Here is a 26455-nt window from a genome sequence, read left to right as displayed (position 1 = left end):
TAAAAGTTGATCTAATTAGCCTCAAATAAGTCTAACTCTTCATATTTGGAATTGTTGCTGATGAAATCTGGTATAATTTCTTTCATCTTTTTAACAACATGATAATCATTTCCTATTTTATTTAATGCAAGTAAATCTTCTATAGCTTCATTAATATGAAAGTAATCATAGGCTATATTTTGAGAAATTTTGATTTTAGGGTGATGAGTTAAGATAATTTTTTCTTCCACAAGCAATAACTCTTCATAAATTTTTTCACCTGGGCGAAGACCTGTGAAAATAATATCAATATCTATATAAGGCTTTAATCCAGCAAGTTTAATCATATTTAAGGCTAAATCTATAATTTTAATAGGTTTACCCATGTCGAATAAAAAGATCTCTCCTCCTTTTCCCATTGCAGCAGCTTCTAGCACCAACTCTACAGCTTCAGGGATTGTCATGAAATATCTTGTGATATCAGGATGTGTAACCGTAATCGGAACTCTTCGATCGATTTGGCTTTTAAACCTTGGTATTACGGACCCGCTTGACCCTAGAACATTGCCAAATCTTGTCGTTACAAAGCGGGTTGTATTAGTTGTATAATTATCTGTTCCATTTAGCGATTGAATATAAATCTCTGCCAACCGTTTAGAAGCGCCCATTACGTTCGTAGGCTTCACTGCCTTGTCGGTAGAAATCATCACAAATTTTTCTACCGAAAATTCTAGACAGATATCGGCTAAATTTTTAGTACCTAAAACATTGGTTAATATTGCTTCAGATGGATTATCTTCCATCATTGGTACATGTTTATAAGCTGCGGCGTGAAAAACTATCTCTGGTCGGTACAATTCAAATAGTGTTCTGATACGGTCTGAATTCTGAATATTTGCTATGAAAATTTTAATTCTATCAGATTGCAAATTATCTTCCAATTCTAGTTTCAAATCGTGTAAAGGAGTTTCTGCCTGATCGCAAAGTATTACCATTTTGGGATAATAATCAAGCGCTTGCCTTACGATTTCAGACCCGATCGATCCCGCAGCTCCCGTTATTAAAATTCGCTTCCCCTTAATCTCGTTAAGGATATTTTTTTTGTCAAGTTTTATAGGTTCTCTCCCTAAAAGGTCAGCGATATTTAAATCTTTAAGCTGGTCACTATCGAGTTTTCCGTAAAGCCATTTATCAGAAGAAGGTACCGTTACTACTTTAATACCCAGTTCTATACATTTTTCAATTACTTTCTTTTTTCCACTAACATTCAAATCGTTTCCAGCTACTAAAACCTTATTGATGGCGTATTTTTTCTTAAGTGTTTCTATAAAAAATAGCGGATATACTTTTTTTTGTTCTATATGTTTATTTATTCTATCCAGACCATCATCAATGAAACCAAGCACATTTATAGGTACTTCATGACAGGTGTCCAGTGCTTTTTTTACGAGAATTGAAGTACTGTCAGTTCCATAAATTAAAACATTATCCGCTACATTTTTGGACTGTAAATCTTTTAAATATCCAAAAATGTGTTTAACGGCTATTCTCAAAATAATTAGCAAGGATGAAGAAATAAAAAAGTTCAATAACAGTACTTTGTCAAACCATTTCCATGGAAACTTAAAATGTGGCGCAACTAGCAAGTTGCTAATAAGCATAAAGCCAATACTGGTTATTAGTACTGCCATGAATACGCGAAAGATATCTTCTGTATTAGAGTATCTTATGATTCCTGTATGAATTTTCATCGTAATAAATACGAAAATAGACACCACACTGTACAAACCTATGTAAAGGATATCACTGGCGTAAAACAATTCAGCGTATTCAATTTTTTTGGTCAGCAATAAGGATATAAAGAGGGTCCAGATTACGATTAATTGATCAATCAATAATATTAGCCATCTTGAATGTATCTTATCACTAAATAGTAAATTTTTCATAGGAGTATTTTAGATAAATGACAGCGAAGAAAATAAGGTAATAAAAGCCCTGTATAAAGGAAAATAATCGGTCTCTGTTTTCCTGTCAACACCTTGCTTATCAAGCAAAGAGTTGTAAGCTTTGTGATTTGCAATGAATCGGAAACTTTTATAGTTGAGGAACAGATCTGAAAAAGCCGATTTCCATCGAAACAAGGAATCTTGTTTAAAGCAAAGCCCTCCACCTAAATGAAAAAACTTCATTCCTCTTTCCCGGCCAATGATAGTAATTTCATCAACCAAAAATTTTGCAGGAGATTCATTTAGATATGCTGCTTTAGTAGCAACCAGATGTGCTTGAATAATTCCATGGGAGAATGAGATGATCGTTGCACATGTTATTTCTTCACCTAAATAAACCAATAATAACCTGCAGTCAAACTCATCTGAATGAATCAAGTCGATAAAATATTGTTTATTAAACAGGTAGAAGTCGGTGGAGCCGATTCTACGCATGTTTTCCGTATAGATCTCAACAAATGTATCGATATCTTCTTGTCGTTTTGATTCCTTAACATAGTATCCTTTATCACGAGACCTTTTGATTGATCTAGAGGTCGAGCGATCGTACTTTTTTCGCTGCACATCTAAAGGCAAATTCAGATCAAGCGCAACAGTAAGTCCATTTTCATGAATTCCTTCGAATTCTTTCATCAAAATATGTTGATCAAAAAAAGGATGCAACCTGGAAAATACCGAGACTATCTGTTCGTTTTTTAGAAATTTTAAAAATGACTTTTTAAAATTATCGATTAGTCTTTCATCCAGGTGTTCGAATTTTTTACTTGCAATTGGTCCAGGATACCCATAAACAGAACTTAAGTCAAAAAATGAAGAATCAGGAATATTTCTTTTAAGGAATGGAAAGGCTACAAAATCTTCCCCTTCCTCATAAATCAAGAGTATAGGATTACCACTTTTGTCTAAAGCATGATAATGCCAGGTATGATAAAAATCGTGTATAAAAGAGCGTTTAACGTAAGAATTCCATTCCTTTCTCTCGTTAAGGGTAATTAATTTAATCATAATTGGAATTTTAGATAGGTACAAGATTTGGATATTTATCACTATTTACCGGCACAACGCCGAATCTGTATAGAGGGAAATAATCAATATTATTATTAGGATTGATTCCTATACGATTAACCAAGGAATTATATATTCCTTCATTGGCAACATAGCGCCAACTTTTATATTCTAAAAACAGATCTGAAAAACCAGCTTTCCAGTTAAATAAGGAGTCTTCTTTAAAACCTAATCCACCACCCAAATGATAATATTTCATGCCTAGTTTACGTCCGAGGATGCTAATTTCATCTGTTAAGAATTTGGCTGGTGATTTATAGAGATATTTAGTTAAGGTAGCTACCAAATGGGCTTCAATGATACCGCATGTACAGGTGATTACGCTTCCACAAATTATCTTATCTCCAGCATAAACCAATACAAGACGACAATCAAATTCATCTGTATTAATGAGGTCTATAAAATATTGTTGATTAAAAAAATAGTAATCTTCTGCTTTAATCCGTGTCATATTTTCTGTGTAGATGTTAAAAAACACATTGATATCTTCAAGATCTTTTGTTTCTTTTACTGAATATCCATTGCTCCACGCTTTTTTTATATATTGATAAGTTGATTTCCTGTATTTTTTACGCTGCTGATCAATTGAAATGGTCAAATCAATGGCGACAGTTTTGCCATTTTTGTAAACCCCTCCGAATTTTTCAATTAATAGATATTGGTTAAAGAAAGGATGTAGCCTGGAAAATACAGAAATATTTTGTTCTTCATCTAGAAAATCTAGGAAAGAGCTTTTAAAATTATCCATCAGACTTTCTTCGAGGTCTTCAAACTTTCGGTTAGAGATAGGTCCGGTATAACCATATACAGAAGCCAGATCTGAAAATGGAGAATCTGATATTTTTCTTTTAAGCAAGGGTAAAGCAATATAATTATCCCCTTCTTCATACACGAAAAGGAAAGGATCCCCGCTTTGATCTAAAGTATGATAATGCCAGGTATGATAAAAATCATACTCTACTGAGCGTTTTACATATTTTATCCATTGCGTTTTTTGAAAAAGAGTGATTAATTTTCTCATGGCAGTAAGTAAACATATGTTAAAGAGAAAATTCTGTTTTGTTTAGTTTCATTTTAATAAATCCATTATTTTTATTGGTACCAGTAGAAACAAAACCTATTCTTTCGTAAGTTTTACAAGCAGAAATATTTAGTTTATTTACTTCTAATAAAACACTTTCTAATCCTAGCTGAGAAAAAGCATATTTTAATATTAGTTTTGTAGCTTGCTGGCCTATTCCTTTTCCCCATAAGGTTTTTTCTCCAATAAATATATGAAAGGAAGCTAGTCCGTTATTTATATTTAATAGCTGGATATTTCCTATATATTGATTGTTCTCTTTAAGGCAAATGGCAAAACGTCGTTCATTTTTTTTCTCTAATTTGCTTTTTAACCATTCTTGCTCAGCTTCTAAGGAAATATAACTATCAGGTTTAAACTCCGTAAACTTCCAGATATTAGAATCATTTCTCCATCGGTAAGAGATATTCGCATCGCTTAAAACCAATGGTCTTATATAAACAGAATTATCCATCCTAATTTTTTAGTTAAAAACAAATTCACGATATGAAATATCCATTTGGCAACGGCTGTATAAGTCGAATGAAAATTCTTGGGGTTCGCCAACTGTTAACTGGCCGTTAAAAGGCAGAGCGAGCTTCCGAATTCATACATAGAAAAAAAATAAAAGGAGTTTTATACAGAGCATTAAAAAGTCAGATTATGTATTATATCTTTTAACACGCAAACTAATAATTTCATGTCTTCTATAGTATATCGATGATCTATTGGTAGAGGCACTAGGTGTTTGGCCAGATGATTTTCAAACATACGTTCGTTTGTCCATTTCAAGACATTGGGCCAAAAGGTAGGCACAAATATTTTTTTCTCTATTAGTTTAGTTTTAACTTTATCATTTGAAAGAAGAAAAGGATATATCATAGGGACGGAATCTATAGACATTTCAAGATCAAGTTCATTTATTCCTGCCAAATTTTCCTGCAAATAATTAAAGTTTTGTTTTCTTATTTTTTTGCAATTTTGGTAATTAATTCCGGAAAGAATTTTCTGAGTTAGAACGGACATATTTTTAATGTCGTTATTTTCAAGACTTTTTTCGTTTGCAACAAAATTCTGGTAAGCATTTTCATTCCCGACTTCAATACTCTTTATAAGGTGTAGAAATCTATCAACAGATATGTCCGTTTCTAGTTTCAATCGGAGACTACTATTAAGCTGTAAATAAGCACCATCGGAAACTCCGAAAAATTTCCTGCATGAATATATGGTATCTATCTTATCTAATGGTTTTGAAAAGAAGGCTTGCGAATTATCAATAATTAAATTTTCAAGGTTTTTGCTTAGTTTTTCTACAGTATTCTGTTTTAGACCAAAATAATTGGTGTACAAAAAGCATTCTCCATATCCGATTTCGAAATCAATTATAGGGTCTAACTGTTTGTCTAATGTATAAAACTCATATGGAACGGCCAATTTTAGCATCGGCTCCAATATGGTGTCACACGTAAAATAGGGGATATATATTTTAGTATAATCTTTAACTCTCAATATATATTCTAAAGCATTTCTCGTTGTATTTAATTTTAGGAGTGAAGGATAGTATTCTTCGCCATTTGAAAGTTGCAACTGAAAAAAACCTCCAATGGTTTTCTCAAGTTCTTTTTGATCTTTCATAAAACTGAATGTTAGATTTTCTCAAAAAAACTATTAACCCTGATTTGATAAATACATTCTTTTATGAGGGGGTTGATAAAACTCGTACAAATCCGCCGGAATTCTGGCATTATAACCAACAACTTGCCTCAAATTTTCACTTAAAGATTCTCCAAACTCATAACCTAAGTATCTTGGAAAATCAAACATCGGTTTAAAGAATGGTTTGGTGAAACTTATTGTTAATGCTTTTCTCGCATTTTCTGTATAATTTTTACCCGCAGCATGCCACAAGTTAGAATCAAATAAAATGATACTACCTTTTTTTGTTATTGCCCGGTCAGCATGTTTGTAAAAATATTCCTCATTTGGTTTAACATCTTCCTTGTGTGAACCGGACAGTAAATAAGTGGCACCATTCTGCTCTGTAAAATCATCAAGCAGTACAATCATTTGGATCATCATTTTATTGTTTCCAGTAAAACTTCTTAAATCCCGATGAATATTTTGAACATACGGCCTATCATTTTTCATATTGATAACTCCGCTCAACCCATTTAAGATATAGTTTCCGCCTAAAAAATAGCGTATTTCCTTATCACAAAACATTTGTTCTAAAAAATGTAAGCTAAAATTATCACATTCTAATAAGTGATGGAGGGTGCCCTCCATATTTGCTTCAATACCGTTTTGGGTTTGAATTTTCCTTCTTTGTAGGTAAGCAGGTTCCAAGTCATTAATAATTTGAGCAATTAGCTCTTCATGAAGAGCATTTTCATAAATAACCCAACCGAACTTATCAAATGCATTCTCAAAGTCACTAATAGTAGCTTCGGAATAATTAAATATATTTTTCAAAGTATACAGATTTAATGGTTGAAAATTTAATTAGTTTAGAAAATCCAAAATTTAATATTGGATTGTTTTTATTTAATAGCCATTTCAGGACAGCGATACAAGGGGAAATAATTCATATCTAAATTGTTCTTCATTTCTTTCACAAGGTCATTATATACGAATCTATCAGATATAAATTTCCAGGTAGAATCTTCTAGAAACAAATTGGAAAAGGATGATTTAAATTTAAATAGAGAGTCTTCCCGACCGCCCAAACCACCACCCAAGTGAAAATATTTCATCCCCAGTTTTCTACCTATTATACTTATTTCGTCTGTGAGTAACTTGCTGGGAGATTGGTTTATATAATCGGCAGCTGTCGCCGAAAGGTGGTTTCGGATGATACCTCCGCAACACATAATAATTGCTCCGCAAATCATCTTGATTCCATCATACATCAGGATCAACTTACAACTATCCTCTTTAACGATTTCCGCAAAATAATCTTCGTTAAAAAAATAGCTTTTTTCTGCTTTCAGCCGGAGCATATTTTCATTATACATCTCGGAAAATGACGCTATTTCGTCTCTAGTATTAGCTTCTTTGATAATATAAGGCATCCTTCTCAACTGTCTGATTTGCCTACCCATCCTTTTTTCATAGCCCACTCTTTGCTCTTCAATAGAAATGGACAAATCGATATACACAGTTTTGCCATTGTTGTAAATACCTCCTATTTTTTCAATTAACACTTTTTGGTCAATGAAAGGATTAAGTCTGGAGAAAACACAGATATATCTTCCTGTGTTAATGAAATTTAAGAAGAAGTACTTGAAATTTTCAAGTATCTGGTCACTTATGTCTACAAACTTCTTGTTGGAAATTGGTCCAGAATAACCATACACAGACGTCAGATCATACAAACCTGAATTTGCAATTTCTCTTTTTAGCAGTGGCAGAGCAATGAACACATCCGATTCTTCATAAACGAAAAGAAATGGTTCCGCGTTTTTCTCGAGTGAATGATAGTGCCATGTATGATAAAAATCATAATTTACAGCGTTACGGACATATGCTGTCCATTCTTCCGATTGTTGAAAATTGATCAAGCGATATGACATGACTTATAATATTAAAAAAAACTACAGTTTTTTAGATGCTTAAGCTAGCCAACGTTCATGATTTTAAGCATTTCTGCATTGACAAGATTCACATCAAATTTCTCTAAGGCGAATTTCCTACCATTAATACCATACAAGATAATATCTCGGGTATTATTTATATAGTGCTCCATTTTAGAAGCAAGAGCTGGAATATTTTTTACTGGAACCAAAAAGCCATTGGTACAGGAAGGAGAAGCATTTACTGTTTCTCGACATCCAACAGAGTCACTAGTAATGATGGCCCTCCCCATAGCCATTCCTTCTAGGATACAACGGGGAACACCTTCTCCATAATATGACGGTAGTACAACGATAGATGAATTTTTGATATACGGCCTTACGTCATCCACTTGCCCAATATATTCTACGGTATCTCCAGATTGGATTTTGGAATAAAGTTCTTTGTTAATGGAATCAATATTATCATCAAAGGAACCAATAAGCCTGAATTTTATAGCAGGATATTTGGATCTGATCGTTCTAGCTGCTTCAAAAAACTCGTTAACCCCCTTCGCATTGATGAGACGGGATATCATTAGAAAGCTGATATTGACAGTTTCAGGCTCAGAATAATCGTAATGGCCTAAATCCACACCAGAACCATTTACTACAAATGCCTGATGTTTAATCCCGATTATACCTGATTCTATTAATTTATTATAATCGTCCCTATTTTGGAAAATGATTCTGACCCTTCGGTTTTCCATTAGACTGAACTTCAATAGCGCTTTAGTGATCAGACTTATTAGTACTTTTTTAGATCCATTATCGGCAAAATTATAACCAAGACCAGTTAACATTGGGGTTATACAATCTATTCGACAAAGCTTTGCTACAATTGTTCCATAGATAACAGGCTTAAATGTGTAGGGAAAGAAAATATCTGGTCTGAGTCTCTTGATAACCTTATACAATTGAATAATGTATGTAAGGTCGGAAAAGATCGATACATTACTCCCGTTCAGATGATTTTCAAAAACAGTTACTCCAAGATGCTTTAGTTTTTCCCGAACATGCTGTTGTGTGATTTTCGGGGTATATACAAATACCTCATTCTTTTTGATAAGTTCTTCAATGAGTTTACCTCTAAAATCAAGTAATGTACGCGAAGAATCACAGGCGATCAATACTTTTTTTCTAATCTCTGCCATAATAAAGGAATTAAAAAGAATGATACATAAACCAAGAAGCCACCTGACTTACAGTCAGATGGCCTTGTTTTTGAATGTTTTAAGCTATTTCTGTTTATTATAAAGTTGCGCCTGCGCCTTTCATTACAATAGACGGAACATTTGCTGCAGCACTAAGTACTGATTTGTATTCGTAAGTAGGTACCCAGCTTGATGGTGCAGTAGTAATTTTGTTTTTTCCACTGTTATCAAATATATTGGTACTTTCACCACTAATAACACCAGCTACAGGACTAAGTTCTGTTCTGATTGGAAGTGTCGTGTTTTTGAAATAACTGTTTTCCACTCGTACAATTGCCCCCATAAGAGAGCTAATAAAACCAGCGTTGTCATAATAGTTATTGAAGGTATGCACAGTTCCATATCTTACGTTCGGGCAGCGTTCTGAAACATTATAGAAATAGTTATTATGTACAGTAACACGAAGTTTACCAACAGATTCAGGCTCGTTGTAGCTAAAACCGATTAACATAGCTTTATGGTTATCGTACAATTTATTCCATGATAATGTAACATAATCGGCACCAGTTCCGACGTCTAATAAGCCATCATAGTAATCCCAGTCACTTACACGTTCTGATGAAAGATCACAATGATCCACCCATACGTGGTGTGCACCTCCTTTAATAATTATATTTGAGTATGTTTTAACTTTACTGATTGTCATATTCCGGATAATGATATTGCTCTTTCCGTAGATAAACAAACTTGCTCCAATTAGTTTAGAACCGTTAAGGCCCAGAATCGTTTTATTAGATTGCACCCTAAGTAATCCAGAACCAGTAATCGTTCCAGAGACTTGTATAATTAATGGTGCTGAGGATGATACCGCATTTTGAAGCGCTGAGAAAGTTGATACAGTTACCGTCTGACCACCTGCACCTCCTGTTGTTTTACCATTTACAGATGCATATCCTATAGGTTCACTGGTTGATATAGGAGGATTAGTGGTTTCTGTTGGTGGAACAACAGGGCTTATTGTGCTTTGACCACCTACAGTATAAGTATACTTCTTACCATTGGTTCTCGGATTTGAGTTATCAGAAGCCGAAAGAAACAAAAAACCTGTTTTATGACTGAAACGGCCTTTGCCTAGATCTCTGATTTCCTGATGTGAAGAGTGTGCAGGGCCTATTTCAACGCCATTTTCAAATACTCTTACGGTTGAAGCACTTGGCTTATCATTCGTGTCGCTTGTTAAATTGGCGTCCATCGGAATTCGTACGGCAAATCCGCCATCCGAAATACCTTTTGAAACATTTACTGTGAATATAGAAGTTGAAGTTGTTGAAACAGCACTCTGTGCATCCACATCGTTAGGAACATCAATTGTTAGATTTTCTACCCCTTCTTTCTGGCATTGACTAAAGGTAAAAATAGTAAGCAGTAGTGAGCTAAATACTAGCACTTTTGTAATTAATTTTGTTTTCTTCTGCATGAATTTTTGTGTTTTAAATTTACATCTTGGGCGCAAACCTAAAGGATTTGTAATTTAAAACACAATGCAGATAATGAGGTAGTTATATCTTTTAACTGAAAACTGCATTTTATTTAACCTTGTTATTCAGTTAGTTGTGATTTTTCAAATTTTTGTTTTCAAGTAAAATTATTGAAGTTGTTAAAAAAGTTTATGTTACAATATTATGACAAACCATTTGCAATTTGTATAATTTTTGTCTGATTTTGATAAGGTTCTGTATAATAGTTGTTGTACCAGTTTACAAAATTTTTCACTCCAGTTCCCACACTTGTTATTGGTTGATAATGAAGCTTATTCGTCAAGTCATTAATATCAGCAGAAGTTTCGGCTACATCTCCAGCCTGCATAGGCAAAAAGGCTTTATTTGCTTTAATACCAGTATGTTTTTCAATTTCATTAATAAATTTCAACAAACTTACCGGTTCTCCTCTTCCAATGTTGTACACTGCATAAGGTACTTTTGAGGTGGCAGGATCAGGATCTTTTGCATTCCAATTTGGATCTGCTTGTGCAGGAGCATCAATTACCCGAACAATTCCTTCAATAATATCATCTATGTAGGTAAAATCTCTGCTCATTTCTCCGCTATTGAAAACTTCTATTTTTTCACCTTCTATTATTGCTTTAGTAAAGATATACAGAGCCATATCGGGTCTACCCCAAGGACCGTACACTGTAAAAAACCTTAAACCCGTTGTTGGCAAATTAAACAAATAGCTATATGCGTGAGCCATTAATTCGTTACTTTTTTTAGAAGCAGCATATAAAGAAACGGGATGATTTACACTTTCATGTGTCGAAAAAGGCATTCTTTTATTTAATCCATAGACACTCGATGAACTGGCATAAAGCAAGTGCTTAATTTTAAAATTTCTACAGCACTCTAAAACATTCAAAAATCCTTTGATATTGGTGTCTATATAAACTTCAGGATTGGTGATGCTATACCTCACACCAGCCTGTGCAGCTAGATTACATACAGCGTCAAACTGAAAAGATTTAAAGCAAGTCGTTAATTCTTCACTATCACAAATATCCAATTTCATGAACGTATATTTTGGATATTTAGTGCTTTTTACTGCTTTCCCATATTCAAGTTCTGTCACGTTTATTCCAGTTTCTATAAGCCTGTCGTGCTTTAAATTGACATCATAGTAATCATTGATGTTATCGATTCCCACAACTGTATCTCCTCGTTCTAACAAACGTTTGGCCAAATGAAATCCTATAAAGCCGGCTGTACCTGTAACCAATACTTTCATAACAATTAAGTTTATAGATGAATTATAGATTATTTGATTATTCTTATTAAAAGTTATACAAGCTATTTACTCGCTGAACCTCCTCCAGAATGGAACTAATAAACAACTCAGGACTACGATCTTTAAGGTAATCTTCTCTTCTGTCGTTTTTCTGAATGGGATAATCAGCGAGAGCAAACTCCATAGCTGATGTTAAAGTGCTTATATTATCGGGCTCAACTTTTAGAATGGAGGATATTTTTTCAATTCCGCCCGCACAAAGTGTTGAAACAATGGAATCATTTACGGCCATCATTTCAAGTAAGACATTTGGAAATCCTTCTTTAATAGATGAAACGATACATAGTTTTGCTTTTTTAAAATAGGGTAGAGGGTTGTCAATATGTCCCATCAGGATTACTCTTTCTTCCAGGCCGGTTTTTTTTATAAGCGTATTGAGGTTTTTCCTTTCTCTACCTTCTCCTAATATCAATAACTTTAGGTTCTTTTGCTGTTGCGCAATATTTGCAAATGCATGAATTAATACTGAAAAACCCTTTTCTGGAATCAGCCTGCCAGCTGAGCAGATAAAATCTGAATCTGCCAGATCTTCATCTATAGACTCCCTTGCTTTTTTTAATATATGATTTAGATCAATCGGATTATCTATTATTACAGCCTTATCGTTTGGGATAAATTTATTTTGCGCTAACAACTGATTTCGCATAATTTCTGTCTGACATACGATTAAATTAACTGCCGGATAACCTAATTTATAAGCTATCTGATAGCTTAATTTTTTGATACCTGCGTAACGGGTAAATACCGATGTGCATTCACGGACAACCAGGTTTGACTTTATATATCCAACACGTTTGAGTAGGCCTAAATAGGCATTAAGATAAGGATGTGTACTTATGATCGTATACTCTCTTCTGTAAGGATAGAGCACTTTAACAAGCTTAAAAAAACCTATCAACAGAGACCTTTGAGTTAAATACTTTACCTTCTGTTCTTTGGGTATGAATAGACGGGAATTAAATAGGTGTTTCAGAAAGATTAAAGGACTGTCTGTTACACCTGCTACCATACGTAAGATATTTTCCGCTCCTCCGGCAGTATCAGACATGGATACAAACAATAGTCTTTTTGAAATCGTCTCCATCTTTTGAAAATAGTTGTATTTTTCAACTCACTTTACACCCAATAACAGCTAGTATTTCAGTAAAAAACTTTTTTTAGTAATCTATGTACAGGAGTAATTGGTGAATGAGTCCTTCTCTTCCCATCTACAACAATCAAATCGTTTCCGAAACTGATGTTATGCATGCCTTCCAGGTAAGGGGCTTCTGGTAACAATTCAAAATCAGGCTCTGATTTGAATGAAAGTTCAGAAAGTTCAGAAATCTTATTGATAATTATGGATCCGCCGTAACGGATTTCCAAGTTCTGAGTTGGACGATAAAGTTGTCCATTTACTATAAATAAGTTTCCTGCCCCCCTGCAATTTTTGGAACTCACCGGAATGGGGTTTAATGCATGTGGTTTAAAATCTTCCTCTAACGAATCTGAATAGTAAATGTATATATCATTTAACAGACCATCTATATTGGTAAATAACCAATATTTTTCCTTGTAGTGGATAATAGAGGTATCTACATAGCGGGATCCCTCTAGCAAAACCCTTTTTTTCTTTAACTCTGTGGAGTTTTCATAATCCAGCTGATAGAGACTTACTTCACCAGCATCTGCTGTTTCTGGAATGCAATAAAAGTTTGATTTTTCCTCAAAAATGTATGGGTATGAAAAATGGATGCCTTTTGGTGTAAGACCTGATATTCTTTGTTTAGTGCCAAAATTAAAATTTTTAATTCTAGAAATTTTACCCTTAATTTTCCAAAAGTTAAGCTCTTCATAGTAGATGAAAAGACTGGAGTTTATTTTAACAATAAAAGGATCAGCCGAGTAATGTGCCTTATCTTCCTCTAGCCATAACACTTTTCCATTAAATTTTTTTCTCCGAATTAAATCTTCAGCAGATTGTTTTACAAATCCTATATTCCATTTGTCTGCACCGAAATACCTGTCGATTACTTTATTCATTTTTACATCAAGATTAAATAACAAGAATTTCATTATCCAAATCTGGTTATGCAAATTCTTAAAAGTTTCTGTTTATTCTGTATCTATTGCTTCATGAAATATGCCTCTACATGTTTTTTACAGGAAGCTCCTATGTGATAGTGTTGCTTAAATGAATTAAGGCTATTTTCTTTTATCTTCTGTTGGTCCGGATAGAAAACAGCTCGCTTTATAGTTTGATAATATGAATCCACACTGTTATCATCACTCAAAAAGCCTGTATCTTCATTATTAATCATATCTTTAATACCCCCCACTTTGGTGCAAATAGGAATACATCCAACTGATAATGCCTCAATTAAGGATATAGGCATTCCTTCATAATGGCTTGATAAGCAGAAAAAGTCTGCCATACTTAAAAAATCAGCTATGTTGTTTTTCCCTCCAAGAAATTCGATGTAAGGGTCTTCTTTTATCAATGCGTGAAGTTGATTGTATAAGGATTGATCGCGAACATCGCCGATTATCAGTAGTTTACATTTCTTCGTTTCATTTGCATTAAACTTTTGTACCGCTTCAATTAATAGTTGCTGATTCTTCACTTTCATAATTCTTCCTACATGAATTAATAGGAAGGAGTTTCTATTTTCTTTATATCTTTTAATAAGTACTGGGTATTCATCCGTCAAGGTTAAAAATGGACGACCATTTTCAATTACAATAACATTATTCAAACCATAATATTTTCTAAATGAGTTGCTTCCATCGTTTGAAACTGCTACAGGAATTACTTTATTATTCTTGTACAGCGTTTTACGAAATGACTTAATTAAAAAATTGGGACATTCAGCTTGGGCTGTTGAATGGATCGTATGAAAAAACTTGCAATTACCGCTCATAAATCTATACAAAATCAAATATTCAAAAGCGTTTAAGTGTGTGTGAACAATATTCGCTTTTTGCTGAACCAGCCAGGTCGTCAATTTTAGCAGGACCTGAAAGTTTAAGCCTTTGCCTTTGCGTAGGGATAAATAACTTATCTTATCGCTGATTTCATTAAGAAAAGTTGTATCAGCATCATTGTCACAAAGAGAAATTAAATATATTTGATACTGATCGGTTTTTGCCAACTCATTACATAGATCGACTACAAAGCGTTCTGCGCCCCCTTTCCTGAGTGAACCTATAATGTGTACTATTTTCAGTTTGTGCATGAGTTCTTGAATCGTATTAATTGACGACTTTATCCGATCGCAATTTTTCTTAAGGTCAGAAATATGATTTTTAGATCAACCCATAAATCATGATTATTGATGTATTTCAGGTTTTGTGTAATTTTTAAGGGGATTATTTCTTTTATATAAAAATTCTCTGGATCATTGGATTTGGCTAAAAGCTCACATTCATCGGAGAATTCAATTGATGCCCAATCTGTAATTCCTGGTTTGACAGAGAGCACCATTATTTGTTCATCGTTATAAAGATTTACATATTTACGAACCTCAGGACGCGGACCAACAAAACTCATATGGCCTTTTAATATATTCAATAACTGCGGCAATTCATCCAGTTTATGTTTTCTCAACCAATGTCCAATTTTTGTAATACGAGCATCGTGATTACCTATAGTAAGCAGCTGCTGGTCTTCTTGGTGCGTATACATTGTTCTGAATTTCAGTAAAGGAAAATCTTCTACGTTCTTTCCGACCCTAATCTGACGATAGAATACCCCACCTTCTGAATCTAAAAGTATGAGTATAGCAATTACGATAAAAACCGGACTAAGTACAATCAAGCCAAATGAGGCTAAAATAATATCAAATATGCGTTTAGTGTCCATAGCCAAAAACTCTTGTTGAAACGTCTACTAGTGTTGGAATATTTACTCTTCTTGTTTTCTTAATTTTTTTAGATTCGACCTCTTCCACTGACGGTTTGTTGAGTTGGATTTCTACGGTGGCAATTACAGATTCAATAATGAATTGTATTTCAGAATCTGAAAGTTGAGGATAAATCGGTAAAGAAATTTCACATGAATATTGCTTATAAGCAACAGGATAATCTTCTATACGATACCCAAGGTTTTTAAAATAAGTTAGCATTGGCATCGGTATAAAATGCACGTTCGCAGCTACCCCAAGCTGGGCTAGATCATCAATTATTTGATCCCGTTGTGTTTCGGTAATACCTAAAACTCTTAGCGGAAACAAATGGTGGGAGGATTCTCTCTCGTCATCCTGCAGTGGTGGTTTTATAAACCATTCCATTTGTCCCAGACCCTCACAATATTTTGAAGCTATTTCTTTACGTAGGGGCAACAACTCATTACTGTATTTTTTTATTTGTGCCAGACCGATAGCTGCACATATATCGGGCATATTAATTTTTAGCCCTTGAAATAAGATATCATAACGCCAGCCACCACCCTTTGATTTGGCCAGAGCATCTTTGTTTTGTCCATTAAGTGTATATATCTTTAGATATTCATATTCTGCCGTAGCATTAAAAGTGGGAGGAAGATTTAAACAGATACATCCCCCTTCTGCCGTAGTGATATTTTTTACCGCATGAAATGAAAATATCGTTATATCACTCATTTTGGCCGAAGACAGACCGTCATATGTTGCACCTATGGAATGTGCTGCATCAGCGATCAATAAGATGCGTCCTAAAAGCTCCTGCTTCTCGGATTCTGCAGTAAACATATTATTCACCTCTGGATCCCGGATGATAGCTTTTAGTTCAGTGTAATTACACGGCCATCCTGCAATATCTACAGCTATAATAACTTTTGTTTTCGAAGTTATAGCGTTTCTGACCTTTTCAGGATCTATACAAAAATCATCACTGATATCCACCATTACAGGAATAGCTCCACAATGTAAAACACTTAGGGCAGTTGCACAATACGTATAAGCGGGTATGATTACTTCATCTCCCTCTTTAATCCCAAACCATTTTAACATGAGTATTGCTCCCGATGTCCAGGAATTCACACAGACTGCAGCATCAGAATCGGTAAGCTTAACGATTTCTTCCTCTAAAGATTTAACTTTAGGGCCAGTTGTAATCCACTTATCTTGAAGTGATTGCACTACTTGATCAATAACCGTTTGATCAATAAACGGAGGTGAGAATGGAATATTCATAGTTCTGAAGTTTAATGTGGTTGAATATCTGTTTCAATAAAAGACAAACCGATCTGCCAGCTGGCGGATGACGTATAAAAAGAAAGGGTATTAATAAGAGTTATGCATTAGGCAATATTAAATCTTTCCATTGGGGGAGAATATTTTCTATAGAATTTATTTTATTTATTAACTGCGCATTGCTGGCAACTTTTACTCTAAGGCGTTCATCGGCTAATAAATTATCCATTGCGTAAGCAAGTTTACCTATATTATTTGCCTCAATTAAAATTCCATTTGCTTCATTTTCTATTATTTCTGATGGACCAAATTCGCAATCCATTGCAATACATGCACAGCCAAAACTCATCGCTTCTATTAATGCATTTGGATATCCTTCATTTCTGGATGGTAGCACAAACAATTCAGCTTGCTTATAATAATCTTGTAGATTATCTTTTGGTCCAAGTAGTTTTACCCTGTTACGCATACCCAATTTTTCAATTTGATTGGATAGATTTTCATATTCACTTCCGCCACCAACAATTAGTAAATCAACACCATCAGTTTTAATTTTGCTATACGCTTCAATTAGTTGGTCAAATCCCTTGATAAAGGAAAGCCGACCAACTCCTAAGATGAATTTCTTAGTGTTTACAGGATTAACGGACGGCGATTTGAAAACATTTAACGGATTTCTGATAATTTTAAAATTATTTAATTTTTTAAAAGATTTATGGTTTTTAATGCAGTCCTCTATTCCTTTGGCTGGTATAACAACAGCCTTAGACTTTTTATATATGATATAGGAAATTCTTTTTAAAAAGAAGTTGAATGAATTAATCGTATGATCAGGAGTGGTTCGTTCTGAAACTATAAAAGGTATATTAATTAAAGAACAAGCTAAACCGGTCCATAAGTTTGCTGTGGTCATAAATGAAATAACACAAGTTGGTTTTTCTTTAATCAGCAATCGGGACAATCGTATAAAAATTAGCAATGCATATTTAATACGATTAAAAATATTTTCTTTGCCCCGCTTTTCTAATAAATTAATCATCTTGACATGAGCTGAGATTTGATACCCAGGCTCGGCTTCATTAAGACATATAATAAAAACGCTCAGGCCTTGTTTACTAAATTCATTTGCTAGTATGGATAACACCCTTTCTGCCCCTCCACTATGAAGGTTATTAATAACAAAAAACAACTTATTTTTCATAACCAACAGCCATTTTTTTATAGAATCCAAATTCCTGATACCATTTAGATAAAATATATACTCTCCAGATAAACGACGAATAGTCATGTTTTCCTTCTAAATGCTTTTTAAAAATATCTTTAAACCTAGATACATTTAAAATAGGAATCTGACGTAAAAAATCGTCATTTAGATTTTCTTCAAATTCACTACGCAGTTCATTTCTTATCCATCCTGCTAATGGTACAGCAAATCCTCTTTTGGGTTGATCAAATACCTCTTCAGGAATATATTCTTTTAGAATATCTTTTAATATCTTTTTTCTTCTGCCTTTTTCGTAGCGAAATGATACAGGCAACGTTCTTGCAAACTCAATAATGTTGTAATCCAGAAAGGGGCTTCTTACTTCTACTGAATGAGCCATACTGGAACGATCTACTTTTACATTGCTGTCGTTTTCTAACCACAATTTAATGTTTAAATCAGCTGTTGCCTGTAGTAAATCTTTCGACCATATTTTATAGCCATTATAATGGGACAACCAATTAAAGTTTCTCTTCCTTAACAGCGAATCATATCCAACAAATATGCCTGCAATAAAATCATATTTTGAAGCGGCATTGAGTATTCCTTTATAAGAAAGTGCCCGGGCACCCAAAACATTAAAACTCAACATCCGGGCAGCCATTTTTCTCAAAAAATACGGTACAAGCGTAATTTTATTTGCGTAAGGCACTAATCTAAAATGGTTGTATCCAAAAAAGCTTTCATCACCACCATCTCCCGATAAGACCATCGTAACGGATTGTTTGGTGATCTTATTCAACAGTAGAGAAGGCAGAGCAGAGCTATCGGCAAAAGGTTCATCGAATACTTTTACCAATTGAGGTATCATTTCCAAAATATCTGTTACTTTACAAATTGTTTCGGTATGTTCAGAACCTATAATTTTTGCATATTGAGCGGCGATTTTGCTTTCATCATATTCCGGGTCTTCAAATCCAATTGAAAACGTTTTGATAGGATTCTTTGAAACCCTTGAAGCGATACTGGATATCAAGGCTGAATCTATTCCTCCGGAAAGAAATGATCCAAAAGGTACATCAGCTTGCAGTCGTATTCTTACTGCGTCTTTTAACAGATTGTGTAACTTCTCTTTGGCCTCAGCGTAAGATAATCCCACTTCGGTTACCTCCTTCAGATTCCAATACTCTTTGACAGCGCATGTTTGTTTATCCAAATCAATTTCCAGATTATTCCCAGGAGGTAATTTATAGACATTTTGATAGATCGTGTATGGGCTAGGAATATAGCCACAATCCAAATACATCGAAATAGCTTCGTTGTTTATCCGTTTGTTTTGACTTATCGGACGTAATTGACTGCAAATTTCAAGTTGCCCATCCTTCCATGAATAATAGAAGGGTTTTACACCTAAGCGGTCGCGTGAACAAAATATTTTTCGTGATGTGTCGTCATATATCGCAAAGGCGAACATTCCGTTTAGTTTAGGCACTACAGCTGCCCCCCATTCTTTATAGCCTTTTAATAATACTTCCGTATCGCTCGTTGTATCAAACCTGTGCCCTAAAGTTATTAAATCGGCTTTTATCTCTTGAAAATTATAGATTTCACCATTGAACACGATGACGAGATCCTCAAATGTCATAGGTTGATGTGAACGAACATTTAAATCTAAAATGGATAGTCGTAAATGCCCAAACGTTAAATCAAATACTTTTTGAACTCCTAGATAGTCCGGTCCTCGGAATTGTATGGATTCCAGTTTTGATTTTACGACCTCCTCATCAATAGGAATATTAGTTAAATAAATTCCACACATATCAAAAGGTATTTACATTGAGCGATTTAACCTGGTAGGTGTTGATTTGATGAATATCTAGATGTTTTTTTTCATAGACTTTTTTACCGATATCTATTTGAATATACAGCCACATTGAAACAAATAATACCAGGTTATTTTCAAAATAATTATGATTGGTAAGCATGTACATTACTAAAGAAAAAGAAATGAGAAAAATCATCGGGTTATCGTTAAACATTTTAACTCCGTTAAATAAAAAGGACCCATATATCCACAGAAAATAGAGGAGAACAAAAAAACCCGCTTCACCAATAACCATTAAAAATGTATTGTGTACACCATTTTTAATGGTGAAAGAATTGTATTCGGGACCAAAAATTTCTCCGCTAAAGGAGTGGTAACCATTACCCCAAATTGGATTATTTAAAATTTCATTATAATAGTGTGACCATGTCTCTGTTCTAGACTCTTCCGCTAAATCATCATTAACTTTGCCTTCAAGTATTCCAGAAAATGCATGCATTCTTTTTGTGCTTAAATCCAACCTATCTCCAAATGAAAGAAATAGCCCAAATAAAACAACACCTACTAGAATTTTGTAAACATTCTTATAATTAATTAGCAAGGACAGTAAATTAATTAATACCCAGATCAATAAGAAAGTTCTGGAGAAGGTAAGAAATCCGGCAACTGAAAATAGTAATTGACCAATGATTTTTAATTTTTTATTATCTATTGAATAGCTGAGCGAATACCCTAATATACAAGCATAACCTGCAGCATTAGGGTTTATATAAAATCCCCTATATCTTCCACCAATACCTTCAATAAAAATAGATTCAAAAATTATACTTAAAGATCCCAATAAAAGAACTATATAGATATCCTCCTTTGTGGTATCGGTTACAACACTTGCTCCCATAACTATGATGATAAAATATTTAATAAGTGTTACTAAATAGCCATCGTCATTTTGTGCGCTCACTATTATTGATATCAAAAAGAATAAAAGTCCGAATACTATAAATGGAATTATCGGCTTCTTATTCTTACTAAATAAATAATAAGCGATTATAAGAAGGAAGGTGCTGTAGCTTAAAAGTTGACCAATTGCGGCATTAGCTTTAATCAAAAAATAACTTGGAAGATTGCAAAAAACTAAGAAGAGGATAATAATCTTAAGATATTTCATGTCGGAAATTATTTAATATACAATTACACTTCCCTAATGACTTACAATATTGTTCGTATTGTACCCAAGGCATTTTGTAAGCTATGATCTCTAACTTCAAAAAGAAAATATTTTCTCAGGTAATAGAAAAGGAGCCTGATTTTTTGGATTCTGGAATATTTAAAAATCTTAATAATTAAATATAAGTCGTCAAGTGTTTTTTGTTTCTTGGTTTTTGCTTTTAACATACTCCAGATGCCTCCTTCATGCTTTCTATAGGTACCCATTACTTCTGGTAAAACATAAATTTTCTTTCCAGAGGCAAAGGTCAAATACAGTTTAAGAAATCTATCGGGCGCATGAAATCTAAAAAACCAATCTGTCGAGTAAATTTCTTTTATTTCGGTACTGTTTCTGAAAAGAACGGAGACCAGTATCGTTTCAAAATCATTATCGAATAATATGTCCTCAAACGAATATATTATTGGTTTTGGGCTTAAGTTCAAATAATATATTTCATTATTTTCTTTGATCCTTTTCGAGTAATGACAGCACATTATATACTCCTGGTTTTGTTCTAAAAAATCAACTTGCTTTTGTAGTTTTAAAGGATCTGTCCAATAGTCATCTCCGTCACATTGCGTCAAATATTTTCCTTTTACCTCTTTATATAGCCTTACCGCATTGTTGTGGGTGCCCACATTGGATTCTGAAGTAATTAACTTTATTTTATCAGGATACTTTAGCACATATTCCTCTACAATTTTTCTGGTATTATCAGTAGAACAATCTTCTCCGATCAGAATCTCAAATTTAAAAGTCGTTTGTTGTTTTAAGTAACCCTCAATAGCCTGTGCAATATATTTCTCATGATTATAAGTTACACAGCAGATACTAACCATCATTTCATCTTCTAGACTTTTCATAGCGAACTTATTTTTTTTCATGACCATTAATGACTTTTTCTATGCGATTGGCAATCAGTTCGCCAAAGCCATTTTGTTTATGTAAGGTTCTCACGGGATATTTCTGAGCTCTCAATAATATGCGTGAAATCATATCCAGATCGGGGAGGGTGAGTGTATCATACAGGGGCAGGCAAACAATTCTCTTTACCACAGAGTCACATACGGGCATACTTTTGTTGTTTACAAACGGTAATGCAGCCAAAGAAGGGAAGAAGTACCTTCTGCAATATACACCTGCCAATTCCAGTTTAGCAAGACAAACATGCATCAGTTCTTCTGAATCAAAAAGAATTGGACAATAGGCATAATTATAGTCCTGATCGGAATCAATTAATTGAAATTTAACTTTTAACTTTTTCAGGTTCTCTCTATAATGCAGAGACAACGATTTCCTCTTTTCTAGAATGGTATCAATATGACTCAGGTTACATAAGCCCATAGCAGCATGAAACTCTGAATTTTTAGCATTAATACCTACCAACGCAAAGGTGTCCGGGCCACTGTAGCCAAAATTACGCATAAATGCCATTTTCTCTAATAACTCCGGTTTTTTAGTAAAAACAGCTCCACCTTCTATGGTATGAAACAGTTTAGTTGCGTGAAAGCTTGTGGTACTAATATCTCCATACTCAAAAACTGATCTATTTTTATATTTTGTCCCGAAACAGTGAGCTGCGTCATATATCACCCTTAAGCCATATTTATCGGCAATGTTTTGTATAGCATCAATATTACATGGGTTGCCATAAACGTGAGTTGCCAAAATCGCTGAAGTTTTAGGGGTAATCGCGGCTTCGATTTTGTCTGGATCAATATTGAAAGTATCAGGATCGATATCCACATATACCGGTTTGCAGCCCTGCCATAAAATGCTATTGGTTGTAGCTACAAAAGAAAATGGAGTTGTAATAATTTCTCCTTTCAATTCCAATGCTTTAATAGCCATTTGGAGAGCTGTAGTACCGTTGGAAACGTATAGTAAATAGTCTAGATTCAGGTACTGCTTGAGTTTAAGTTCCAGATCATTAACCAGGGGACCGTTGTTAGTTAACCATTGGCGGTCCCAAATACTTTTTACATAATTTTCAAATTCCTCCATTTTGGGAAGAAATGGCTTAGTTACTGGTATCATCTTTTTAGAATTAGTTGTTTAAAATCTATTATTGCCCTAAGGTTTATAAGATTGCTGAAGCTTAAATAAATAGAGAAGTAAAACAATGCACTTATAATAATTCGTGTCAAATTGTTAATATGAAAAGAATCCACTAAGAAAGAATCAAGAAAATAAGCTGAAATACCGATAGTGGCCGATAAGATTATAGTTGGTAAAATATCGAATATCTGTTCTTTGACCGGATAATTAATCAGCTTTCCGCTGTAAAATGTATTGATATAAAATCCAATAAAATTAAAGGATAATTGGAAATATAAAAGACCATAAATACCAAATGGTATTACGCTCAAAATACCTATTACACTTAGTACTTTCTTTATAATCTCCAATTTTAAAAATAAATCGCTGCGGCCTTTAACCTTTAAAATATTCAAATTGTACGCATGAAGAGGATACATTACACCAGCAATGCAAAGTATTTGAAAATAAGGCACTGCTGGCAACCATTTATCGGTTAATAAAAAACTAAAAAGAGGCTGAGCTGCTACACACATAAAAATCAGTATGGGAGCATTCCAAAAAATAACCTGCTGCATTACTTTTCTGTTTACCCTTTTTAATTGCACATTATTATGGGATATTTCCGCAAACATCGGATAGGTTACTTTATTGACAGCAGCAGAAATATTTGCAGTTGGTAGCTGACTGATAGAATCGGCTCGAGAATAATATCCTAATTGAGTAGGAGAGTAAAATTTACCTATAATAAGTGTATATATGTTCTGATAAAGTGTATCAAGCACTCCTGACAGGGTCATTTTATAGCCAAAATGAAAATGACGGTTAAAACTTATTTTGTCAAATATCAAAGCCGGACGCCAGTCTGAATATATCCAATGAAGTAGAGTTGACAAAAATGAGGTAAATAACCCCATCCAGACGAGGCTCCAAACTCCATATCCACTTTTAGCAAGGATAATTCCTAAAATTCCTCCAGCTAAAGATGAAGGGATTTGTATGTTTGTTTGTGTTTTAAACCTCATCTCTTTTACAAGAAGGGTGCTTTGGATACCGAAGAAAGCATTTAAAATAAATATTAGACTGTAAACACGAATGATCGTTGTAAGAACCTCCTGACGGTAAAATGATGAAATAAAGGGGGCGCAAAAAAATAAAATAACGTAAAGTATGGTGCTCCCTATCAAATTAAAATAAAAAACGGTAGAAAAATCTTTTTGATCTGCATCGGGGGTCCGTATAAGGGAAGAAGTAAGGCCCCCATCTAATAGTGTATTTCCGATAGATATAAATACGGATAACATAGCTATCAACCCAAATTCTGCCGGCGTTAGAATGCGGGCTAGCACTATGGTTATAAAAAAACTGATTAGTTTAGAACCAAATTGCTGACCCATTGACCATATCACGCCAGAGATTGTCTTTTCCTTTAAAGTCATTTGTTATAAGCGTGCGCTGACCATTGTATTTGGCAAGATGGACTTGATGTCGTAAACGACTGTATTTTCTTTGCAGAGCTTTGTAAGGTCGAGGTCTTTGAACTCCTTATGGGCAACGGCAATTAAAATTGCATCGTACTGTCTCTTTTTCGATTCTCCATTCTGACAAATTACGCCATACTCCTTTTTAACCTGATCTGAATTGGCCCAGGGATCATGAATGCAGACCTTTACTTTATATTCTTCTAACCTCCTGATGATGTCGATCACTTTCGTGTTTCTTACATCGGGGCAATTTTCCTTAAAGGTAAATCCTAAAACCAGCACTTCTGCATCTATAATGTGCGTGCCGTTATAGATCATTTGTTTAATAAGCTGATCCGCTACATAAGCCCCCATTCCATCGTTTACACGACGACCAGCCAGAATAATTTCAGGATGATAGCCAACTTCCTGAGCTTTCTGTGCAAGGTAATATGGATCCACCCCTATACAATGTCCTCCCACTAAACCGGGTCTGAAATTCAGAAAATTCCATTTTGTACCAGCAGCAGTAAGCACTTCGGTGGTATCTATCCCAAGTCTGTTAAATATCATTGCCAATTCATTAACAAAGGCTATATTGATGTCTCTTTGTGCATTTTCTATAATCTTTGCCGCTTCTGCCACCTTAATAGAGGAAGCTTTATGGGTGCCAGCATGAATAACTGTGCGATACAATTGATCTACAATTTCCGCAGTTTCCGGGGTGGAGCCAGAAGTTATTTTAAGAATATTGGCTACGGTATGATTTTTATCTCCTGGGTTGATACGTTCCGGAGAGTATCCGGCAAAAAAGTCAATATTATATCTGAGCCCCGAAGTCTTTGCCAATACAGGAACACATTCATCCTCTGTTACCCCAGGGTATACAGTAGACTCGTAAATCACTATATCCCCCCTTTTTAATACTTTTCCTACCGTTAAGCTGGCCTTAATCAACGGATTTAAATCCGGTCGGTTATTTTTATCAACAGGTGTAGGTACGGTAATGATAAAAACTGTACAAGATTCTAGTTTATCTATCTCGCTTGTGCAATACAATCCGTATGGAGTTGAATGATCTAAGGTAAGTACATTCTTAAGTTCTTCTTCACAAACTTCTAATGTATTATCCTTCCCATTTTTAAGTTCGTCTACTCTTTGTTGAAGAATATCAAAACCAATAACTTTATGCTTCTTAGCAAATTCTACTGCGAGGGGAAGTCCAACATACCCAAGGCCAATTATGGCTATTCTTACAGGTGCTATCGCGTACATAATGCGTTATTTAAAGGTTTAGCTTTAATCAGTTGATTAATTTCAACCCGGGTTACTAAGGCGCAGTCTATATGATCGAGGGACATCAGAACAGTTTTACCCTGTATTTTGATAATTTGTCCTTCCTGATTATAGAATAAACCACTTCTAATTCTTACCCTATCTCCGGCGGAGAGATCATTAATATTAATTATCTCAAGGTTATTATAGGTTTTCACCATTTCCTTAAGCTGTTCAATAGCGGCGTCTTTGATAATAGCTGGTTTCCCCATGAAATAAATGTAGTTAACAACACCAAGCGTATATCTGACTTTAGTAAGGTCTCTATCATCTATTCTAACAAAAACATAGCCTGTAAAAAGAGGAACACTTACTTTCTTTTTTCTATCTGCCCATTGGTTTTCCGTAGTTTTTAGCGGACAGAAAGTTTCAATTCCCTGATCTTGTAATAGTCTGTCTACTTTTTTTTCCCAACGTGGACGCACATAAATAACCAACCAGTTTTTTTTAAGATTTCTTTTGTAATTCAATCCAATTTCCATAACTAAATTCTTTAAGAGGAATTAAAAAATGTC

At 34.3% G+C, this 26455-nt stretch carries 23 protein-coding genes; all 23 read right to left on the bottom strand.

The window, feature by feature from the left end; translation table 11 throughout:
- Positions 1–11 precede the first annotated feature (11 nt).
- Positions 12–1925 (bottom strand): polysaccharide biosynthesis protein, encoded by a 1914-nt coding sequence (locus G7B20_RS04025; RefSeq protein WP_164108748.1) that lies wholly within the window; start codon positions 1923–1925, stop codon positions 12–14.
- Positions 1926–1934: 9 nt separating this feature from the next.
- A complete protein-coding gene (locus tag G7B20_RS04020; protein WP_164108747.1) occupies positions 1935–2990 on the bottom strand; it encodes a GNAT family N-acetyltransferase in 1056 nt (351 codons plus the stop codon).
- A gap of 10 nt (positions 2991–3000) precedes the next feature.
- Entirely contained in the window at positions 3001–4071 is a 1071-nt protein-coding gene (locus G7B20_RS04015; RefSeq protein WP_164108746.1) for a GNAT family N-acetyltransferase, read from the bottom strand.
- 19 nt (positions 4072–4090) lie between these two features.
- Entirely contained in the window at positions 4091–4585 is a 495-nt protein-coding gene (locus G7B20_RS04010; protein ID WP_164108745.1) for a GNAT family N-acetyltransferase, read from the bottom strand.
- Positions 4586–4758: 173 nt separating this feature from the next.
- Positions 4759–5745, bottom strand: a complete 987-nt coding sequence (locus G7B20_RS04005) for a hypothetical protein (RefSeq protein ID WP_164108744.1) — start codon at positions 5743–5745, stop codon at positions 4759–4761.
- Positions 5746–5778: 33 nt separating this feature from the next.
- A complete protein-coding gene (locus G7B20_RS04000; protein ID WP_164108743.1) occupies positions 5779–6582 on the bottom strand; it encodes a phytanoyl-CoA dioxygenase family protein in 804 nt (267 codons plus the stop codon).
- A 68-nt stretch (positions 6583–6650) separates the two neighbouring features.
- Positions 6651–7682 carry a GNAT family N-acetyltransferase gene (locus G7B20_RS03995; protein WP_164108742.1) on the bottom strand — a complete coding sequence of 344 codons (1032 nt, stop codon included), beginning with the start codon at positions 7680–7682 and terminating at the stop codon, positions 6651–6653.
- 44 nt (positions 7683–7726) lie between these two features.
- Complete coding sequence (locus G7B20_RS03990) at positions 7727–8875, bottom strand: glycosyltransferase family 4 protein (protein WP_164108741.1); 1149 nt, start codon at positions 8873–8875, stop codon at positions 7727–7729.
- Between the two features lie 97 nt (positions 8876–8972).
- A complete protein-coding gene (locus tag G7B20_RS03985) occupies positions 8973–10322 on the bottom strand; it encodes a polysaccharide lyase family 1 protein (protein WP_240465979.1) in 1350 nt (449 codons plus the stop codon).
- A 233-nt stretch (positions 10323–10555) separates the two neighbouring features.
- Positions 10556–11656 (bottom strand): NAD-dependent epimerase, encoded by a 1101-nt coding sequence (locus tag G7B20_RS03980; protein ID WP_164108739.1) that lies wholly within the window; start codon positions 11654–11656, stop codon positions 10556–10558.
- 46 nt (positions 11657–11702) lie between these two features.
- Complete coding sequence (locus G7B20_RS03975) at positions 11703–12800, bottom strand: glycosyltransferase (RefSeq protein ID WP_164108738.1); 1098 nt, start codon at positions 12798–12800, stop codon at positions 11703–11705.
- Between the two features lie 56 nt (positions 12801–12856).
- Entirely contained in the window at positions 12857–13738 is an 882-nt protein-coding gene (locus G7B20_RS03970; RefSeq protein ID WP_164108737.1) for a hypothetical protein, read from the bottom strand.
- Positions 13739–13821: 83 nt separating this feature from the next.
- Positions 13822–14931 carry a glycosyltransferase family 4 protein gene (locus tag G7B20_RS03965; RefSeq protein ID WP_164108736.1) on the bottom strand — a complete coding sequence of 370 codons (1110 nt, stop codon included), beginning with the start codon at positions 14929–14931 and terminating at the stop codon, positions 13822–13824.
- Between the two features lie 29 nt (positions 14932–14960).
- Entirely contained in the window at positions 14961–15557 is a 597-nt protein-coding gene (locus G7B20_RS03960; RefSeq protein ID WP_164108735.1) for a sugar transferase, read from the bottom strand.
- The gene (locus G7B20_RS03955; protein ID WP_164108734.1) at positions 15547–16866 is read right to left on the bottom strand and encodes a DegT/DnrJ/EryC1/StrS family aminotransferase; all 1320 of its coding nucleotides are present in this window, start codon (positions 16864–16866) and stop codon (positions 15547–15549) included. The genes G7B20_RS03960 and G7B20_RS03955 overlap by 11 nt, the downstream gene beginning before the upstream one ends.
- A 100-nt stretch (positions 16867–16966) precedes the next feature.
- Positions 16967–18067: a glycosyltransferase gene (locus G7B20_RS03950; protein ID WP_164108733.1), complete on the bottom strand. Its 1101-nt coding sequence runs from the start codon at positions 18065–18067 to the stop codon at positions 16967–16969.
- Complete coding sequence (asnB, locus tag G7B20_RS03945; protein ID WP_164108732.1) at positions 18057–19889, bottom strand: asparagine synthase (glutamine-hydrolyzing); 1833 nt, start codon at positions 19887–19889, stop codon at positions 18057–18059. Before asnB ends, G7B20_RS03950 begins: the two co-directional genes overlap by 11 nt.
- A 1-nt stretch (position 19890) precedes the next feature.
- Positions 19891–21063 carry an O-antigen ligase family protein gene (locus G7B20_RS03940; protein ID WP_164108731.1) on the bottom strand — a complete coding sequence of 391 codons (1173 nt, stop codon included), beginning with the start codon at positions 21061–21063 and terminating at the stop codon, positions 19891–19893.
- Positions 21064–21104: 41 nt separating this feature from the next.
- Positions 21105–21989, bottom strand: coding sequence for a glycosyltransferase family 2 protein (locus tag G7B20_RS03935; RefSeq protein WP_240465978.1), 885 nt, complete (start codon positions 21987–21989; stop codon positions 21105–21107).
- Entirely contained in the window at positions 21976–23109 is a 1134-nt protein-coding gene (locus G7B20_RS03930) for a DegT/DnrJ/EryC1/StrS family aminotransferase (RefSeq protein WP_240465977.1), read from the bottom strand. The genes G7B20_RS03935 and G7B20_RS03930 overlap by 14 nt, the downstream gene beginning before the upstream one ends.
- Positions 23110–23138: 29 nt before the next feature.
- Entirely contained in the window at positions 23139–24581 is a 1443-nt protein-coding gene (locus G7B20_RS03925) for a lipopolysaccharide biosynthesis protein (RefSeq protein ID WP_164108729.1), read from the bottom strand.
- 3 nt (positions 24582–24584) lie between these two features.
- The gene (gene tviB / locus G7B20_RS03920; RefSeq protein ID WP_164108728.1) at positions 24585–25880 is read right to left on the bottom strand and encodes a Vi polysaccharide biosynthesis UDP-N-acetylglucosamine C-6 dehydrogenase TviB; all 1296 of its coding nucleotides are present in this window, start codon (positions 25878–25880) and stop codon (positions 24585–24587) included.
- Positions 25868–26422 (bottom strand): UpxY family transcription antiterminator, encoded by a 555-nt coding sequence (locus G7B20_RS03915; protein WP_164108727.1) that lies wholly within the window; start codon positions 26420–26422, stop codon positions 25868–25870. Before G7B20_RS03915 ends, tviB begins: the two co-directional genes overlap by 13 nt.
- Between the last annotated feature and the right edge of the window lie 33 nt (positions 26423–26455).

Origin of the sequence: Sphingobacterium sp. xlx-96 (assembly GCF_011007365.1) — a bacterium.
In the GTDB taxonomy this organism is placed as follows: Bacteria; Bacteroidota; Bacteroidia; order Sphingobacteriales; family Sphingobacteriaceae; genus Sphingobacterium; species Sphingobacterium luzhongxinii.
Note: the sequence above shows the minus strand (reverse complement) of the source record. Positions and strands in the feature narration are given on the sequence as shown.

Excerpts from the sequence above, each read along its gene's own strand:
- tviB (WP_164108728.1), bottom strand. The coding sequence starts at position 25,880 with ATGTACGCGATAGCACCTGTAAGAATAGCCATAATTGGCCTTGGGTAT.
- G7B20_RS04020 (WP_164108747.1), bottom strand. The coding sequence starts at position 2,990 with ATGATTAAATTAATTACCCTTAACGAGAGAAAGGAATGGAATTCTTAC.
- G7B20_RS03930 (WP_240465977.1), bottom strand. The coding sequence starts at position 23,109 with ATGGAGGAATTTGAAAATTATGTAAAAAGTATTTGGGACCGCCAATGG.
- G7B20_RS03915 (WP_164108727.1), bottom strand. The coding sequence starts at position 26,422 with ATGGAAATTGGATTGAATTACAAAAGAAATCTTAAAAAAAACTGGTTG.
- G7B20_RS03935 (WP_240465978.1), bottom strand. The coding sequence starts at position 21,989 with ATGAAAAAAAATAAGTTCGCTATGAAAAGTCTAGAAGATGAAATGATG.
- G7B20_RS04025 (WP_164108748.1), bottom strand. The coding sequence starts at position 1,925 with ATGAAAAATTTACTATTTAGTGATAAGATACATTCAAGATGGCTAATA.
- G7B20_RS03980 (WP_164108739.1), bottom strand. The coding sequence starts at position 11,656 with ATGAAAGTATTGGTTACAGGTACAGCCGGCTTTATAGGATTTCATTTG.
- asnB (WP_164108732.1), bottom strand. The coding sequence starts at position 19,889 with ATGTGTGGAATTTATTTAACTAATATTCCTATTGATGAGGAGGTCGTA.
- G7B20_RS03955 (WP_164108734.1), bottom strand. The coding sequence starts at position 16,866 with ATGAATATTCCATTCTCACCTCCGTTTATTGATCAAACGGTTATTGAT.
- G7B20_RS04010 (WP_164108745.1), bottom strand. The coding sequence starts at position 4,585 with ATGGATAATTCTGTTTATATAAGACCATTGGTTTTAAGCGATGCGAAT.
- G7B20_RS03950 (WP_164108733.1), bottom strand. The coding sequence starts at position 18,067 with ATGAAAAATAAGTTGTTTTTTGTTATTAATAACCTTCATAGTGGAGGG.
- G7B20_RS03970 (WP_164108737.1), bottom strand. The coding sequence starts at position 13,738 with ATGAATAAAGTAATCGACAGGTATTTCGGTGCAGACAAATGGAATATA.
- G7B20_RS04015 (WP_164108746.1), bottom strand. The coding sequence starts at position 4,071 with ATGAGAAAATTAATCACTCTTTTTCAAAAAACGCAATGGATAAAATAT.
- G7B20_RS04005 (WP_164108744.1), bottom strand. The coding sequence starts at position 5,745 with ATGAAAGATCAAAAAGAACTTGAGAAAACCATTGGAGGTTTTTTTCAG.
- G7B20_RS03925 (WP_164108729.1), bottom strand. The coding sequence starts at position 24,581 with ATGACTTTAAAGGAAAAGACAATCTCTGGCGTGATATGGTCAATGGGT.
- G7B20_RS03965 (WP_164108736.1), bottom strand. The coding sequence starts at position 14,931 with ATGCACAAACTGAAAATAGTACACATTATAGGTTCACTCAGGAAAGGG.
- G7B20_RS03995 (WP_164108742.1), bottom strand. The coding sequence starts at position 7,682 with ATGTCATATCGCTTGATCAATTTTCAACAATCGGAAGAATGGACAGCA.
- G7B20_RS03990 (WP_164108741.1), bottom strand. The coding sequence starts at position 8,875 with ATGGCAGAGATTAGAAAAAAAGTATTGATCGCCTGTGATTCTTCGCGT.
- G7B20_RS03975 (WP_164108738.1), bottom strand. The coding sequence starts at position 12,800 with ATGGAGACGATTTCAAAAAGACTATTGTTTGTATCCATGTCTGATACT.
- G7B20_RS03960 (WP_164108735.1), bottom strand. The coding sequence starts at position 15,557 with ATGGACACTAAACGCATATTTGATATTATTTTAGCCTCATTTGGCTTG.
- G7B20_RS03940 (WP_164108731.1), bottom strand. The coding sequence starts at position 21,063 with ATGAAATATCTTAAGATTATTATCCTCTTCTTAGTTTTTTGCAATCTT.